We start from the raw sequence: 16,145 nt of genomic DNA on the forward strand, positions 1-16,145 counted from the left end.
GACTGTCCTCCAGCACCGCGACCTTGGTGGACTCGGCGCCGGCCGGCAGGGTGTCCGCGGCTTTGTCGGTGGTGACCGAACTCAGCTTTCCGCTCAACGGCCCCATGACGACCGTCAGCACCAACCACAAGCCGATCACCAGCCACGGCACCCACCGGCCTGCCAGCCGACCGGCCGGTGTTTTCCCGGACGGCGCTGCGTTGACTGCCATTCACGAGCCTCCTACGTACGTGTCACTTCGCCTGTCTGGCGACGACTTCCTACCGAGCGAATCTGAGAGGACCGTTAATGCGGTGCTCAGGCCCGTCGGTAGTCCTAAGAGGACTCAGGGAGTAGTACCGTCGTACCGCCTCCCTCCCGAAGTGACGACCGCGGTACGACGAAACGGAACGGATTTGGCCCTAGCGTTCAGGCCATGACCAAACGTGATAGTCCACTGTGGAGGTTTGGGGCGGCCACCGTGGCGCTGGCGACGGCGTTCGCTGTCGTGGCCTGCGGGTCGAACACCGGCAACGGTGCGGCGCCCGTCCCGTCCGGCTCGCACCACGCGCACACAGGTGAGTCATCGGCCCCACCGCAGCCACTGCGCGCCGGCGAGCGGTTCCTCGACCTGAAGATGGCCGAGGCCTACACGCCCGCGCCACCGGAGGGCGGCGGCACGGACGAGTACCGGTGCCAGGTCATCGATCCGGGCCTGACCAAGGCGGCGTTCGTGACCGGGACGCAGGTCACGCCGGAGAACGTCGCCATCGCACACCACGGCATCGTGTACGCGGTGCCGCCGGGCGGTGCTGCCGCCGTGCGCGAGCACGACGAGAAGACCCCCGGCCTCGGCTGGCAGTGCTTCGGCGGGACCGGCGTGGACGGTGCCGAAGTGGAGGAGGGGGACGCGACCTGGGTGGACACCTGGGCGCCGGGCGCCGCGGAGACGCTGCTCGACCAGGACGCCGGCTTCAAGCTGGAGCCAGGCAGCCTGATCGTCCTCCAGATGCACTACAACCTGCTCGCGACCGACGGCAAGCCGGGCGGGTCGGACCGCTCGGCGGTGCGGCTGCGGCTGACGGACGGCACCCCGCAGACCCGGGAACTCGACACGTGGCCGCTCTCCGCGCCGACCGAGCTGCCCTGCACCGCCGGCGAGTCGGGTCCGCTCTGCGACCGCGCGGCCTCGATCGCGGACGTGACGAAGCGGTTCGGGGCGGACACCGGCGAGATGGCGGACCGCCAGGTGCAGGAGTGCAACCAGGGCGGCGCGCCGAAGCCCGGCAACACCCAGACCTGCGACCACGAGGTGGAGGCGCCGATGACGCTGTTCGCCGGTTTCGGCCACATGCACCTGCTCGGCCGGGCCATCAAGGTCGAACTCAACCCGGGCAAGCCGAACGCCAAGGTCCTGCTGGACGTGCCGCAGTTCGACTTCGACAACCAGCGGCTGCTGAAGCTGCCGTCACCGGTGGACATCAATCCGGGAGACACGCTGCGGGTGACGTGCACGCACGACGCGGGGCTGCGCAAACAGCTGCCGCAGCTGAGCAAGCTGCCGCCTCGCTACGTGGTGTGGGGCGACGGCACCAGCGACGAGATGTGCACGGGCATCATGACGGTCTCCCCCCGCAAGTCCTGACGTGAGGGTCGAACATGCGTGAAATCACTGAGGTGTCTCAGCCCACGACGGTGTGCCCGGCCACGACATGACCCGGCTGCGTTTGGATTCCCCGAGGCGGTCGCCGGTCTGGGTGTTGTTGCCGCTGCGTGCTTTTCTGGGTGGCACCTTCGCCTACGCCGGTCTCTCCAAGCTCCTCGACACGCACTACTTGGACGACACCTCCCCACTCGGTGTCCACGCGCAGATGGTGAACGCCGCCGCGACCTCCCCGATCGGCCCGCTGGTCTCGCTGGCCGCCGACCACGCGACCGTCGCCGGGCTGGCGATCGCTTTCGGGGAGATCGCGGTCGGGCTCGCCACCCTGCTCGGGCTGTTCACCCGGCTCGCCGCGCTCGGCGGTGTCCTCCTCTCGCTCAGCTTCCTCCTGACGGTGAGCTGGACGACTCGCCCGTACTACGTCGGGGCCGACATCGTGTTCGCCTTCGCCTGGACCCCGTTGCTGATCGCGGGCGACGCCGGGGTGTTGTCACTGAGTGCCCGGCTGCGTGCGAGGGTGCGGCACGGGCTCGGCCTGCCGGTGCACCCCACGCCGGAGGAAGACGGGACGGTGCGGGACGACGTCGAGCGGCGCACGGTGCTGCGGAGCGGCCTGATCGCGGGGGCGGCGACCGCCGCCGGGGTCACCGCGGGCAGCGTGCTGGCACTCGCCCGGCGCCCTGCCGGCTCGCCTGCGGACTCGGTGAGCCACGGCCCGGTGATCGCCGCGGTCGACGACATCGCCGTCGGCTCGTCGAAGAGCTTCACGATGCCGGACGGGACGCCCGCCCATCTCCTGCGCCCGGCGCAGGACACCTTCCTGGCGTTCAACGCCACCTGCAGTCATCAGGGCTGCCCGGTCTCCTACGTCGGCCCTGGATTCCGGTGCCCTTGCCACGGCGCCACCTACGACGAGAAAGGACAGGTGACCGGAGGGCCGGCACCCACACCGCTGACCAAGATCCCGATCAAGGTCGTCGAGGGCCAGGTCGTGCTCGCCTGATCTTCGTGGCTGGGAACCGCGGTCGCACCCCCGGCGGACGCGCGAGGTGAAGCGCTAAACCGGCCGGGTGAGTCTCAGGTCGTAGGCGAGGATGACGGCCTGGATCCGGTCCCGTGCACCGATCTTGGTGAAGACCCGTCCGACGTGGGTCTTCACCGTCGACTCCGACAGCGTGAACCGTCGCGCGATCTCGCCGTTGGTGAGGCCGTGGCCGATGGCGACGAGGATCTCGCGCTCGCGGCAGGTCAGGGAGGCAAGCCGGGGATCCTCCCGCACGGGCCCGCAGAGGTCGTCGTCGAGCCGGTCGAGCAGCCGCCGGGTCAGCGCGGGCGCGATCACCGCGTCCCCGGCGGCGACGGCCCGGATGCCGGCGAGCAGCTCCTCCGGGCGGGTGTCCTCGAGCAGGAAACCGCTCGCCCCGGCCCGCAGCACGGCGAACGCGTACCGGTCCACGTCGAACGTCGTCAGCACGAGGATCCGCGAACGCCCACCGGCGGCGGCGATGCGCCGGGTGGCCTCGATCCCGTCGACGCCCGGCATGCGGATGTCCATCAGCACCACGTCGGGACGCAGCTCGGTGGTCCGCCGAACGGCCTCGGCGCCGGTCTCGGCCTCGCCGACGATCTCGGTGTCGGGGCTGCTCTCCAGCAGCACGCGAAACCCGAAGCGCTGCAGCGGCTGGGCGTCCACCACGAGCACAGAGATCATGACTTGCCGCCTTCCAGGGTCGCGTGGACGGTCCAGCCGCCGTCCGGTGCGGAGCCGGCGCTGACCGTGCCGCCGTAGCGCGGCAGTTCGGCGATGCCGCCGAGGCCGAGACCGCGTCGCCCGGCGACGCCTACTTCATACCGAGCGGACCTGAGACGACTGTTAGAACGCCAACCCCGGCGACCTCTGTCAGTGACGGCTCACTGGAAGAACCGGAAGTCGTAGTCGTCCCAGGCGGCGCGTTCCGCCTCGCGCGGGGCGAACGCGAGGCGGGACGGTGTGTCCCAGATCCGGGTGGCGCGCCCCTGGCGGTACTGCGGCCAGCCGGGGTCACCGGTGCGGGCGAACGACGTCCACGCGTGGCGCATGCCGGCCGACAGCGCGCGTGCGGCGCCGGGGTTCGCGTGGAACGCCTCGGCGCCTCCTGCGATCCCGGTGAAGCTCAGGGTCCCGAAGACGAACGGCAGTTCGGCGGTGTGCACGGCCGGGCCCCAGTCGAACTGGTAGAGGTAGCTCCTGGCCCAGCGTGCCTGGGCCTGTGCGAGCCGGGTCGCGGGGACGCGCATGGTCTGGTCGGTGAGCATCTCCAGGGACTTGCCCGGTCCGTCCGGGTAGGCGGCGGCGACCTTGTCCAGATTGAGTTCAGCCGGGAAGAACACCCGGTACTGCTCCGGTGTCAGGTGCGCGATGGACGGGTCGAACTGGGCGAAGTAGGCGATCTCGTCGCGGTTGGAGCCGATCAGGACGTCGACGCCGCGGGCGTTTCCGGCTTCGACGGCGTCGATCACGGGTTGGCGCACCAGGTCGCCGTCGACGTGGGGTCCGAAGTAGACGGCGCCGGTCAGCGGTTGGGTGCCGACGAGTTCTTCCTGTCGTTGCAGCACTTGCAGGGTGCTCATGCCGGTCAGGTCGACGTGCTGCTGCGGCTTGGAGTGCACGAGGTAGCCGGAGCCGCTCTGCAGGACCACCCGGCGGAACAGGCGTTGCGGGTGGTCGGTCGCGAGCATCGCGCTCAGCGAGAACGCGCCCTCGGACTCGCCCATCGCCGTGACGTTGCCGGCGTCACCGCCGAAGGAGCCGATGTGGTCGCGCACCCAGTCCAGCGCGGTGATCTGGTCGCGCAGGAACAGGTTGTTCGCGCCCAGCAGGCCCAGGCGGTAGTTGATCGTCACCACGACCGCGTCGCGGGCGAGTCCGGAGCCGTCGTAGCGCGGTTCGCCGGCCGTGCCGAACCGCGCGGCGCCGCCGTGGATGAAGACGATCACCGGGTGCCTGCCGGGGGTGCGCGGGGCCCACACGTTCAGGCGCAGGCAGTCCTCGTCGAGGTAGACCGGCCGGTCGTCGGGATATTCCTCGGAGATCGAGTCGCGGAACTGGGGGCAGACGGCGCTGGTGTCCGTCGCCTGGAACGTGCCGTGCCAGGGCTTCGCCGGGACGGGTGGCTGGGATCGGGGCGCGTCGGCGTAGCGGATGCCGCGGTAGACGCAGAGTCCGCCGGCGACCCGGCCCGCGACGGTGCCCAGCGAGGTCGTCGTGGTGCAAATGGGTGCTGCTGCCACGGCCGCGGGTGCGTGTGAGAGCAGCAGCGCGGCCACGAGGATGATCAGTTTCATGCGTTCAGGCTCTGCTCCCGCGGCCTCTGGCGGATCGCCGGTGAGAGCGGTTCAGTGCTCGCCCGCGATGACCAGACCCGACTCGTAGGCGAACACGACGGCCTGGGCGCGGTCGCGCAGCCCGAGCTTGCCCAGCAGGTTGCTGACGTGGGTTTTCACCGTGTGCTCGCTGAGGAACAACGCCGCGGCGATCTCCGCGTTGGACAGGCCGCGGGCGAGTTGCCGCAACGTGTCGCGCTCGCGTTCGGTCAGCTCTGCCAGCCGTGCCACCAGTGCCGGGACCGCGTGGCCGCGCCGGGAGAGGTCCGCGACGAGCCGGCGGGTCACGCTGGGGGCGAGCAGCGCGTCCCCGGCGGCGACGACGCGGACGCCGTCGACGAGCTGGTAGCGCCGGATGTCCTTGAGCAGGAACCCGCTCGCGCCCGCCGCGAGCGCGGCGTAGACGTACTCGTCGACGTCGAACATCGTCAGCACGAGCACCCTGGCTTTCGTGCGCGCGCAGATCTCGTGGGTCGCGGTGACCCCGTCCACGCCGGGCATCCGGATGTCCATCAGCACGATGTCGGGTTCCAGTTCGACGGCCAGTCTGACGGCCTCGGCGCCGTCGGCCGCCTCGCCCGCGACGGTCATGTCCGGTTGCGCGTCGAGGATCATCGCGAAGCCGCCGCGGAACAGGTCCTGGTCGTCGACCACCAGCACGCGCAGCATCAGGTCGTCGGCAGAGTCGCGTGCACGGCGAACCCCGTCCCCCGCGGGCCGGGCCCGGTCCGCACACTCCCTCCGCAGGCGGCCACCCGTTCCCGCATGCCGAGCAACCCGAACCCGTCCCCGCCCGCGGGCCCTCTGCCGTCGTCGACCACGTCCACCGCCACCGTCCGCCGCTGCCACCGCACCCGCACGCTCACCGCCCGCGCCCGCGCGTGCCGGGTGGCGTTGGTCAGCGACTCCTGGACGATCCGGTACACCGCGGCGTCCACTTCGGACGACACCGGTCGCGGCACGCCCACCACCTCCAGCGACGCTCGTCCGGCGACCAGTTCGTCGAGCGAGTCGATTCCTGGTGACCGCAACGCGTGCACGACCTCGCGCAGCTGGGCGACGGCACCGCGCCCGGTGGTCGCGATCGCCTCGAACGCGGCCACCGCCCGGTCCGGATCAGACGACACGACCAGCGGCCCCGCTTCGGCCTGCACGATCATCATGCCCACGGAGTGCGTGAGCACGTCGTGCATCTCGCGGGCGATCCGGGTGCGTTCCCGCGCGGCGGCCTCGGCGGCCTGTGCCCGCCGCGCCCTCGTGCTGGTGCCGAGCACGTAGGCCGCCGCGTACGCCACGGCCAGGTAGCGGTAGGTGGCCAGGTCGTCGTCGCCGGGCACGACCAGCGACACCGTCACGCCGCCGGCCGCGAGCAGCACCGAGGCGAGCCGCCACGGGGCCGGGCTCGACGCCGCGATCACGTACAGCGCGGCCAGCGGACCGGCGGGGATGACCGGCGCCACGTAGAACGTCGCGAGCGCCGTGGTCGCGAGTCCGACGGTCAGCCCGACGAGCAGCGGGCTGCGATGCAGCCACAACACCGGCACGGACGCGCCCACCGCGAGGGCGATCGCCTGCCAGCCCGCGTTCAGCGCGACCGGCATCACCGTCGCGGCCACCACCACCGCGGCCAACACCAGGTCACGTGTGCGCACGCCGCCAGTATGCCGACAGGCCCTCTCGCTGACCTCGCTCTCGCGAATGAGGTGCTGCTAGTCCCTGCGACCCCGTGTCCGCTGGCGAGCAGACCGAATTGTCGCGCAGCTTTGTGCTGCGTGTGTGGCGTACCTGGACGAGGTGCCGGCGCGGCGCGGTGGCCGTTGCGCTCAGGCCGTGCCGCGCAGGACGCCGACGGCTACACCGGCAGCTCGACGTGCTCCGTGTACTCCCGTGCCCCTCGCTCGTGGAACACCGACCGGGCATGCGTGAACGCCGTGTCCGCCGCCTCCGCGTCACCCCGGCGCCGGTGCAGCAGCGCCAGGTCGTACTCGGTGCGCGCCCGCCACAGTGGTGTCTCCATGGCGTCCCAGATCGACATCGCCGCGTCGAGGTAGTCCTGCGCGAGGTCCAACCGTCCCTCTGCCAGGTGCAGCTGGCCCAGGACGCGCAGGGTGATGGCCTGGCCCCAGCGGTCGTCCTTGCCGCGGACTGTGGCGAGCGCCGCTTCGAGCCGGGGCAACGCCTCCGCGCTGCGGCCCATCCGCATCTGCGCCTTGGCGTGTGCGCGCACGGCGTAGGAGTGCATGGTGAGCGAGGCGGCCTGGCCTCGCACGTCGTGCAGGTCGCGGTAGCGGCCCAGCGCCTCGCCGAAGATCTGGCGGGCCTCGGCGAAACGGTCCTGGAAGAACCGCAGGCGCGCCAGTTCGGCCAGCACGTCCGCGGCGAGGCCGGGGTCGCCGACGTGCCGGGCCGACGTCATCGCGACGCCGATGATCCGGTCGCGGAGGTCGTAGGAGTTGGACGCCTGCTCGATCGCGGCGTGGGCCGAGACGAAGTCGCACACGTGCCGGCGCAGGCCGGTGGCGGCGGCGCGTTCGACCGCCACCGCGAGCGCCGGTTCCTCGCCCCGCAGCCAGGCGCCGAGGTCGTCGGACAGGCGTTCGGCCATGGCCAGGAGATCGGCCACGGCTGGAACGGCTTCGACATCGTCCTGACCGCGGACGTGACCGGTGACGGCTACACGGACATGGTGGCGCGCAAGCCCGCCGACGGCTCGATGTGGCTGTACGCCAACAACATCATCCGCGACAACGGCCGGCCCTACAGCCAGGGCGAGGAACTCGGCTTCGGCTGGAGCATGTTCGACATCATCATGTGACGCGGTTCTCCGAAGACGCGCCTCGGCGTGTGCTCAGAGGTTCCGGTACGGCCTGCTGAAGAACCCGACCGCGAAGGCCGCCGCCACGCCCAGTCCGGCGAGGATGATCACGACCTCCGGGTCGGTCGTGCCCAGTGCGGTTCCCGTGAGCAACGCGGAGGCGGGGTAGGCGAGACCGGCGCAGGTGGCCAGCAGGCTCATCACTCTCCCCAGCGCTCGGGCGGGCACTGTCTGCTGGAGCATCGTCATGTAGAAGACGTTCACCGCGGCTTGCAAGGACGCGGCGGTGAACATCGCCGCGGTTGCCGTCGCCAGCGACGGGCCCACCGGGATGGCCGTCATGGCAAGTCCCTCTGCGATGCCGAGGCAGAGCGCGATCAGTCCGCGGCGGCGCAGGCGCAGGAGTGCCGGGCCCAGCAGTGCTCCGATGACCGAGCCGGCACCGAGGCCGGTCATCATGACCCCGAACCCCAGGGCTCCTCGGTTCAGCGAGTCCTGGGCGAAGATCGGGAGTGCGACCTCGATCAAGCCGACAGCGGCGAGGTTGAACACGAGCGTGGTCAGCAGGGTCATCCTCACCAGGGGTGAGCCGGCGGCATACCCCAGCACCGATCGCCAAGTCCGCAGTGGGTCGCTGTCTTCGGTGTGCTGAGTGGCTGTTCCCACCGTCGTTCTGGACGGTCGGATCGCCATCAGGGTCAGGCTGGACACCAGGAAGGTGATCGCGTCGATCAGCAGCCCCACACCGCTTTTGAGTGACGCGACGAGCATTCCACCCAGCGCGGGGCCGGTGATCCTCGACGTGCTCTGCATGATCTGGATCAGGGAGTTGCCCGCGGCGAGCGACTCAGGACGCACGATTCGCGGTAGTACGGCGAACGAGGCCGGCATGAAGATTCCGCCGAGGACGCCGAACGGGACCGCGACCGTGATCATGGCCCAGAGGGGGATGTGGCCATTGGCGGTGAGGACGACGAAACCGAGCACGACGACGGCTCGGAGCGCGTCCGCGGCGAGCATCACCGGGCGGGCGCCCAAGCGGTCGGCCAGTGCTCCGCCCACCGGGAGGAAGGCAAGCCTGGCCGCTCCGTAACAGGCCAGCACCACGCCCAGGTTCGCGGGGCCGCCGCCCTGGTTGAGCACGACGAAGGGCAGCGTGACGAGGTAGATGCCGTCACCGATCTGGGAGAGCAGCTGGCCGATCAGGTACAGCGCGAAGCGTCGTTCCCGCAGTGGAGTCAGCAAGCGGACGGCAGGCTCTCCGGAGGTCACGGCCGCGCGTCGCGGTCGAAGTCGGGTTCGCTGGACGGGCTGAGACGTTATCACCCGAGCTTTGCCCGCCTGAGGGGAACAACCGCTCGCGAAGTTCGTGGCCGGGGATGCAGCCCTACGCGGTAGCGGTGGTGGTAGTGCCTGCCGACGAGCCACAGTCCCCGGCCGCGATGCCCCCGATCACCTGGTCGCGGCCTGTCGGCAGTTCGGCGACGGTGATGGCGGTGAGGTCGGCGTCCGCGGTCACGGTGCCGGAGGCGAGGTTCACGCGGATCATCCAGTCCGTGCTCGTGACCGCCGCCCACACCTGCGGACGACCGTCGGCGGTCGCGCAGCGGAGTTCGCCGAGCCTTGCGGCTCGTCGGCGAGAAACGCTGGAACAAGGGAGACGCCGGGGCGTACAGGGCGCCCCGGCGTCGGGTACGGATGTCACACGACTGGCGTCAGGCGCGGTGCCACTTCTGGTTGGCGCCGCCCACGCAGTCCCACATGTGCAGGACCGCGTCGTTGTTCGGGTTCCAGTCCGCGATGTCCACGCACTTGTTCGCCTGCGGGTTCACCAGGTCGCCCGCGCTGGACAGCACGAACTGCTGGGCCGGGTTTCCGGAGCAGGTCGCGAGCTGCACGGCCGCGCCGTTGGCCGTGGAGCCCCATGCCACGTCCACGCACTTGTTGTTCTCGGTGCGGAGGGTGCCGTTCGCGAACTCGAACTTCTGGTTCGTGCCGCCCGTGCAGTTCCACACGATCAGGCGCTGGCCGTCGGCGAAGTTCCAGTTCGGCACGTCGATGCACTTGCCGTGCCAGTCGCTGACGATGCTGCTGAAGTTGCTCGCGGGCGGAGGGGTGGAGCCGCCGCTGAACGGGGTGAGGATGATGCCCGCCGAGCGCGGGTCGCCGTCGTGCACCAGTGACTCCTGGGCCTGCACGTCGTCGAAGGCGAAGCCGTAGGCCTTGCCGTCCACCATGTTCTGGTGCACCAGTCGCGAGTAGTGGTTGGTGATGGTGCCCTGGTAGAAGTCGGCCGGGCCGCCGCCGGGCTGGACGTCGATGCGGCCCAGCGTGGTGCGGTGCAGGGCTGCGCACAGGGTGCGGGCGATCGGGCCCACCACCTGGTCGTTGGGTGCGCCCAGTGCGCCGTCACAGCCCCACACGTTCGCCGTGGACGGCTTGGTGAACGATGCCACCTGCTGTCCGGCGGAGTTCGTGAAGTTCATGGTGTTGCCGGAGGTGCGGCCGAAGTACTTCACGTCCGGGCGGTCGCCGAACGGTTGCACGGTCAGCGTTTTGGTCGTGTACGCGTTCCAGGCCTGGGTGATGTACGAGTCCAGGTAGTTGCGGTCGAAGTTGCCGACGTCGGCCGCCTTGCCCGGCGCCAGCACGCGCAGGACGGTGCCGTCCGAACGGGACATGATCGACCCGGCCCAGCCCGCCTGGTTGCGGATGCCGTTGATGACGGCGTCACGGCCGCCGGACTTCAGTTCGCCGGTCTTCTTCGTCGTGCCGCTCGCGCCCGTCACGGTCACGGCGTGCGGGACGGCGAACATGTCCACCTGGGAGCTGTTCAGCCACAGGCCTGCGTCGTTGTAGGTGAACTCGCTCCAGTCGAACAGGATGCCGCTGTTCGGGTCGCCGGACGCCCACGGCGCCGGCTGCACCAGGCCGTCGGGCGTCAGGAAGAACTTCAGCTTGTCGCCGAAGGACATGTAGACGCGGCCGGAGATGAACCGGGGCACGCGCAGCGTGGCGGTGCCGCCGGGACCGGGGCCGGCGATCGACACGTCCGGTGCGGGGGTGGGCGGGTTGCCGCCGGGCGACCACGGCGTGAAGGCGCCCGCCTGGTTGACGTAGCCGAGGCGCCCGCTGCGGATGTCGGTGCCCAGGACGTACAGGTGCACGGCCTCGGATCGGCCGCTGTTGTTGGTGACGTTGAGCGGCAGCAGGTCGGGGCCTATCGCCTGTGCCTGTGGGATCGCGACAGCCGCCGCCGCGGTCGCCGCCAGTGCGGCGAGCGCGCTCAACCACTTCGTTCGGGTGCGCATGTGACTCCTTGTGCAGGGGTGCTCTGTCCGCAGACCCCCGACCGGCTTCAGGGCGGTCGGGTGCCTCCGCTCCGAGAACTGGTCCAGACCGGTTATGAGAGCGCTTCCATGGTTGTTCGCACAGGGGAGCTCTGTCAATACCGGGAAGGGAGAACGAGAGCCACCCGACCGCGGAGCACCAGGTCACCGCACGGGCGCGGCTCCGCCGACGAGGCTCGCGGCCCGCTCCGCGATCGCGATCACGGTCGCGTAGGTGTTGGCCGACGGGATCCGCGGGATCACCGAGGCGTCCGCGATCCGCAGGCCCTCGATGCCGTGCACGCGCAGATCGTGGTCCACTACGGACATCTCGTCCGTGCCCAGCTTGCACGTGCCGACGTAGTGGTAGTACGGCCCCGTGGTCGCTCTGACGTAGTCCTCGCCGCCTGACTCGAGTTCCTGTCCACGCCACGGTTTCAGGGCGCTCGCCGCGCCGATCTCGCGTGCCAGCCGCATTCCGCTGACCATCGCGGTCATGTCCCGCGCATCGGTCAGGTACCGCGGTTCCAGCGCGACTCCCCGGTCGCTCAGGCGAAGCCGTCCGCGGCTGTACGGGGTCATCAGGGACACCGTGATCACGTAGCCGTTCTCGCCCGCCGGCGCCGACAGGCAGGACTGCAGGTCCGGAGCGTCCAGTCCGGGATCGCTGCGCAGCAACGCGAGCACCTCGACGTTGTTGTTCGAGCCCTCCGGTATCGGTCGCGCACCGGTGTACATCACGAACGAAAGGGGATGATCGTGCACATTCTCGCCCACGCCCGGCAGGTCCGCGACGACGTCGATGCCCCTGTCACGCAGGTGGCCGGCGGGGCCGATCCCGCTCAGCATCATCAGCTGAGCGGTGCCGATGGTGCCCGCGCACAGCACGACTTCGCCGGCTTCGGCACGGATCCGTTGCCCGCCAACGGTGTAGTCGACGCCGGTGGCCCTGCGTCCGTCCAGCACCACGCGCTGGACCACCGCATCCGTCACCACCTCGAGGGTGGCGCGCGAGCCCAGGTAGGCGTCGGCGGCGCTCTGCCTGACTCCGTCGACGATGTTCAGGTCGACCCAGCCGACGCCCTCCTCCAGGCCTCCGCTGATGTCCGCCGCACGCCGGTGCCCCGTTTCCACGGCCGCGTCCACGAACGCCGCTGCCGCCGGATGCCGGTGCTCGGCCGGGGCGACCTTCAGGGGGCCGCCGACGCCGCGCAGGGCCGGGTCGCGCGTGGGAGCGTGCTCACTGCGCTGGAAGAACGGCAGCAGGTCGTCGAACTCCCAGCCCTTGCCCCAGTCGTAGCTGCTCCGATGACCTCGGACGAAGATCATCCCGTTGATGGCGGACGAGCCGCCCAGCGCTTTCCCGCGCGGCCAGGCGAGGGTCCTGCCCAGTTCCGGCTCCGGCAGGGTCGTGTCCCGCCAGTCCGATTCGGATCCCAGCAGGGAGAGCCACCTGTTCGGCGGGGCGGTCACCGGAGACGCGCTCCCCGCCTCCAGCAGCAGTACGTTCGCGTTCTCGGCCAGGCGAGCGGCGACCACGCATCCCGCGCTTCCGCCACCCACCACGATGTAGTCGTACTCGCTCACGTTCAGGAGACCTCGGAATCAGTTGATGGCTGTCAGGCTCCGCAGGGCCGTCACGTACTTGCGGAGCAGGGACCGGGACAGGTGCGGGATGTCACCGGTCTCCCGGACGGCCTCCCGGAAACGGGCCGACGGGACGTCCGAACCGGGCACCGCCGGTTCCGGTTCCCGGAAGCCGTGCAGCAGCGGGAGGATCGAGTACTGCCGCTGGGCCTCGGGCAGGGTGCGCAGGGCGGCTTCGACGCGCACGAGCCAGTCGCCGTGGTCCGCGATCCGTTCGATGCCGTGGCCGTCCTCGACGAGCCACTCCACGAACGTGTCGAGCGAGATGCCGTCGTCGTGCGGGTTCGCCAGGCTGAAGGTCCGGAACCCGGAGGTGTTCTGCCCCAGCGCGACGATCGACGCCGCGGTGAAGTCGACCGGCAGGCCGTCGTAGTGAGCCCCTTCACCGCGGTAGAAGGAGCGCGGGGCCACGCCCGTGGTGAGGATGCTGAACACCAACCGGCTGAACATGTCGTGCACGTTCAGCTGCCCGGCGTACCTGCTGTGCGCGAGGATCATGGTGGAGCGGAACACCGTCACCGGCAGGCCGCACAGGTCGTGCGCCTCCCGCAGCAGCACCTCCCCCGCCCACTTGCTCGTGGTGTACCCGCTGGCGTACCCGCCGTCGACGGGCTGGAGCGGCAGCGCGGCGCGCACGTCGGAGTCCTCGTCGAGGGGCTGCCCCTTGCGCGCCCTGGCCACCGCCACGCTGGAGACGAACGTGACCGGCTTGAGCCGGGCGGTCAGGGACAGGCGGATGACCTCCGCGGTCCCGAGGACGTTGGCGTCGAACAGATGCCGGTAGGGCAGCACGTGGTTCACCAGGGCGCCCGCGTGGACGATCAGGTCCACCTCACCGGTCAGCCGTTCCCACGTCGCCTCGTCCAAGCCCAGCCGCGGCTCGGCGATGTCGCCTGCCAGCACCTCCAGGTGCTCCGCGGCCAGTTCCTCGAACGTGTGCGTCAGATCGGGGTCGTTGCCGAAGGCGTCGATCAGGCGCTGCCTGGCGGCGTCCGGGTCCTTGCCGCGGACCACGACGGTCAGCTTGCCGCCGGCCGGAGCCAGTCGCTGGAGCCAGCCGAGGGCGAGGAAACGCCCCAGGTACCCGCTCGCGCCCGTCAGCAGGACGTGGCGCGGCTCCCCGGCCAAAATCGGTAGGTCGCGGGCGCCGTCCAGAGTCGCCGCGTCGATGAACCGGTCGAGGGTGAGATCCTCGGCGTGCGCCTCGTCGGCGTTCTCGCCGTGCACTGACGCGAAGGTGGGCCGTGTCGCGGTGGCCGTGCGCTTGGCCTCGACGTAGGCCGCCAGCTGCCGCAGGTCGTGCGCCGGGCTGATGATGACGTCGACCGGTACCCGGACGCCGAACGTGTCGTGCACCAGGTTCGACAGCGACACCGCCGACAGCGAGTCGCCGCCGAGGTCGCGGAAGTACGCGGAGGGACTCACCTCCGCCGTCGAGTCGGCCAGCAGCGCCCGCGCGGCCCGCTGCACGGTCTCCAGAACCGGCCGGTCGGCACCCGTGCGACGCAGGTCGAGCAGCTCCTGGGTCTCGCGGGCCGCGATCTCGTCGTACAGCTGTTCCAGTCGTTCGCCGTACCGCTCGACGAGCTTGGGCCACAACAACTTGCGCTGGTCCGACAGCAGCCCGTTGGCCTGGCTGAACGGCTCGGTCTCGACCAGCAGGCCACGCGGGATCTCGTAGGACTTCAGGCCCGTGTCCTTCGCGATCTGCCGGAACGACTCGATCAGCGACGGTTCGAGGCCGTCCCCGTACCGCTCCAGGGCATCCGCGGTGGGCACGACGACCGCGAGCAGGTACGAGCGTTCGCTGTTGCCGTACAAGAAGATCTGCCGCACCAACGGACTGGCGGCGAAGACGGACTCGAGCCGGGCGACGGCCACGAACTCGCCCTGGGACAGCTTCAGGACGCTCTTCAGGCGGTCCACGACGGCGATGCGACGTGGGCCGAGCTCCGCGACGATGTCGCCGGTCTTGTAGTACCCGTCCTCGTCGAACAGGTCCGCCGTCAGTTCGGGCTGCCTGTAATAGCCGGGGATGCCGTCCGCCTTCACCCGCAGCTCGCCGCGCGGGTGCGGGGTGTCGGTGCGGAAGTAGCCGAGCTCGGGCACGTCGGCCAGCTTGTAGTCGATCACGGGCGGGTTCATCAGGACGCCGTTGACGGCGATGCCCGGGACCTCCGTGGAGCCGTACATGTCGTACAGGGGAACGCCGAGGAGTGACTCGACGAACTCGGTCAGCGTGGCCGACAGCGGCGCGGAACCACAGGTGGCGAAGGAGACGCGCCCTCCGAGGACGTCCTCGCGCAGCCGAGTGAGCACCTCGGCCGGGTCGGCGCCGTCCAGTTCGCTCTGGTAGCGCTGGTAGAGCATCTCGCACACCCGCGGCACCAGCGACAGCTCGGTGGGCCGCACGAGAGCGACATCTTCGAGGAACGTCGAGAGGTCGCTGCTGGCCGTGAAGCAGCTGGTTCCCCCGCGCGCCAAGGTGTTCGTCAGCGTGAAGTAGCCCGCGAAATGGCTCAGCGGTGTGTAGTGGACGGTGACCAGGCCCCCGTCGGGGGTCCGTTTCGCCCTGTCCTCCCACGTCACCCTGGCCAACCGCTCGGTGTAGATCGCGCCCTTGGGCGTTCCGGTGCTCCCCGAGGTGTACACGAGCTTCGCGAGCGGGTCCTCGTCGTCGCCGGGGACGTACGGCGGTGCCTCGGGCAGGACCGCGCCGCGGTCGAGGACCTCGGACAACGCGACGACGTCCACATCGCGTCCGGCTTCGGCCAGGCTGTCACGGGCGGCGGCGAACCGTTCCGCCTGCTCCTCGGCGCGCGGGTGGTAGTCGAACACCACCAGCCGCCGGACGGAAGGCGTGCGCAGGACCAGTTCGGACGCCACGGCCAGGCGCTCGATGCTCGCGGCGACGAGGACCGGTTCGGTCTCCGCCGTGATCGCCATCAGGTTCTCGGCCGACGCACTGGTCTGCAACGGGACGCTGACGACGCCCAGATAGGCGCAGACCAAGTCCAGAGTCGCGTAGTCGCGGCTCGTGAAGCCGAGGAGGGCCACCCGGTCGCCCGCCACGAGAGGGCGGCGCGGGTGGTGGTGCCATTCGCTCGCCACCGCGCGGATGCGGCTCCACAGTTCGCGGTAGGTGGTCATCTCATAACCGGGCAGCAAACGGACCGAAACGCGCCCCGTCCGGGCGTCCCGCGCGAACTCCCTCGCGCGTTCACCGACAGCGGGCCGCTCACCGTAGCGCTCGAAGACGTCCGCCATTACTCGCGCAAGTCGCAATGTGCTCTCCGAGTCGCGAATGGGAACAGCGCCGAACGCTAGCAGCAACCGGCTGGGCAGTCAC

Annotated in this window: 14 protein-coding genes; 3 read left to right on the forward strand and 11 right to left on the reverse strand. The window is 70.3% G+C overall.

Going from position 1 to position 16,145, the window contains the following annotated elements; all coding sequences use genetic code 11:
• Positions 1-211: hypothetical protein (locus VM306_RS24420; RefSeq protein WP_325519005.1), on the reverse strand; the 211-nt coding region annotated here is incomplete at its 3' end.
• A 204-nt stretch (positions 212-415) separates the two neighbouring features.
• Here VM306_RS24420 and VM306_RS24425 point away from each other — a divergent pair.
• Entirely contained in the window at positions 416-1,624 is a 1,209-nt protein-coding gene (locus tag VM306_RS24425; protein ID WP_325519007.1) for a hypothetical protein, read from the forward strand.
• A gap of 67 nt (positions 1,625-1,691) precedes the next feature.
• On the forward strand, positions 1,692-2,645 hold the full coding sequence (locus tag VM306_RS24430; protein ID WP_325519009.1) for a Rieske 2Fe-2S domain-containing protein: 954 nt from the start codon (positions 1,692-1,694) through the stop codon (positions 2,643-2,645).
• 54 nt (positions 2,646-2,699) lie between these two features.
• Here the strand turns inward: VM306_RS24430 and VM306_RS24435 are convergent, their stop codons facing one another.
• The 5 genes from VM306_RS24435 to VM306_RS24455 form a co-directional block, all read right to left on the reverse strand.
• Positions 2,700-3,353 (reverse strand): response regulator transcription factor, encoded by a 654-nt coding sequence (locus tag VM306_RS24435; protein ID WP_325519011.1) that lies wholly within the window; start codon positions 3,351-3,353, stop codon positions 2,700-2,702.
• Between the two features lie 200 nt (positions 3,354-3,553).
• On the reverse strand, positions 3,554-4,966 hold the full coding sequence (locus VM306_RS24440; protein ID WP_325519013.1) for a carboxylesterase/lipase family protein: 1,413 nt from the start codon (positions 4,964-4,966) through the stop codon (positions 3,554-3,556).
• Positions 4,967-5,017: 51 nt separating this feature from the next.
• Entirely contained in the window at positions 5,018-5,674 is a 657-nt protein-coding gene (locus tag VM306_RS24445; protein WP_325519015.1) for a response regulator transcription factor, read from the reverse strand.
• Positions 5,674-6,657 (reverse strand): sensor histidine kinase, encoded by a 984-nt coding sequence (locus VM306_RS24450; protein WP_325519017.1) that lies wholly within the window; start codon positions 6,655-6,657, stop codon positions 5,674-5,676. Before VM306_RS24450 ends, VM306_RS24445 begins: the two co-directional genes overlap by 1 nt.
• A 200-nt stretch (positions 6,658-6,857) precedes the next feature.
• Positions 6,858-7,547, reverse strand: coding sequence for a tetratricopeptide repeat protein (locus tag VM306_RS24455; protein WP_325519019.1), 690 nt, complete (start codon positions 7,545-7,547; stop codon positions 6,858-6,860).
• Between VM306_RS24455 and VM306_RS24460 the strand changes: the two genes are divergently transcribed.
• Entirely contained in the window at positions 7,506-7,820 is a 315-nt protein-coding gene (locus tag VM306_RS24460) for a hypothetical protein (protein WP_325519021.1), read from the forward strand. The two genes, VM306_RS24455 and VM306_RS24460, sit on opposite strands and share 42 nt — an antisense overlap.
• Positions 7,821-7,853: 33 nt before the next feature.
• Here the strand turns inward: VM306_RS24460 and VM306_RS24465 are convergent, their stop codons facing one another.
• From VM306_RS24465 to car, 5 genes are all read right to left on the reverse strand, one after another.
• Positions 7,854-9,065 (reverse strand): MFS transporter, encoded by a 1,212-nt coding sequence (locus VM306_RS24465; RefSeq protein WP_325519023.1) that lies wholly within the window; start codon positions 9,063-9,065, stop codon positions 7,854-7,856.
• A gap of 142 nt (positions 9,066-9,207) precedes the next feature.
• Positions 9,208-9,525 carry a glutaminyl-peptide cyclotransferase gene (locus VM306_RS24470; protein ID WP_325519025.1) on the reverse strand — a complete coding sequence of 106 codons (318 nt, stop codon included), beginning with the start codon at positions 9,523-9,525 and terminating at the stop codon, positions 9,208-9,210.
• A 10-nt stretch (positions 9,526-9,535) separates the two neighbouring features.
• Positions 9,536-11,131, reverse strand: coding sequence for a glycoside hydrolase family 64 protein (locus VM306_RS24475; protein WP_325519027.1), 1,596 nt, complete (start codon positions 11,129-11,131; stop codon positions 9,536-9,538).
• Between the two features lie 183 nt (positions 11,132-11,314).
• Complete coding sequence (locus VM306_RS24480; RefSeq protein ID WP_325519029.1) at positions 11,315-12,736, reverse strand: GMC family oxidoreductase; 1,422 nt, start codon at positions 12,734-12,736, stop codon at positions 11,315-11,317.
• 18 nt (positions 12,737-12,754) lie between these two features.
• Positions 12,755-16,129, reverse strand: a complete 3,375-nt coding sequence (gene car, locus VM306_RS24485; protein ID WP_325519031.1) for a carboxylic acid reductase — start codon at positions 16,127-16,129, stop codon at positions 12,755-12,757.
• Positions 16,130-16,145: the final 16 nt, after the last annotated feature.

Source organism: Lentzea sp., assembly GCF_035525475.1.
Taxonomy (GTDB): Bacteria; Actinomycetota; Actinomycetes; order Mycobacteriales; family Pseudonocardiaceae; genus Lentzea.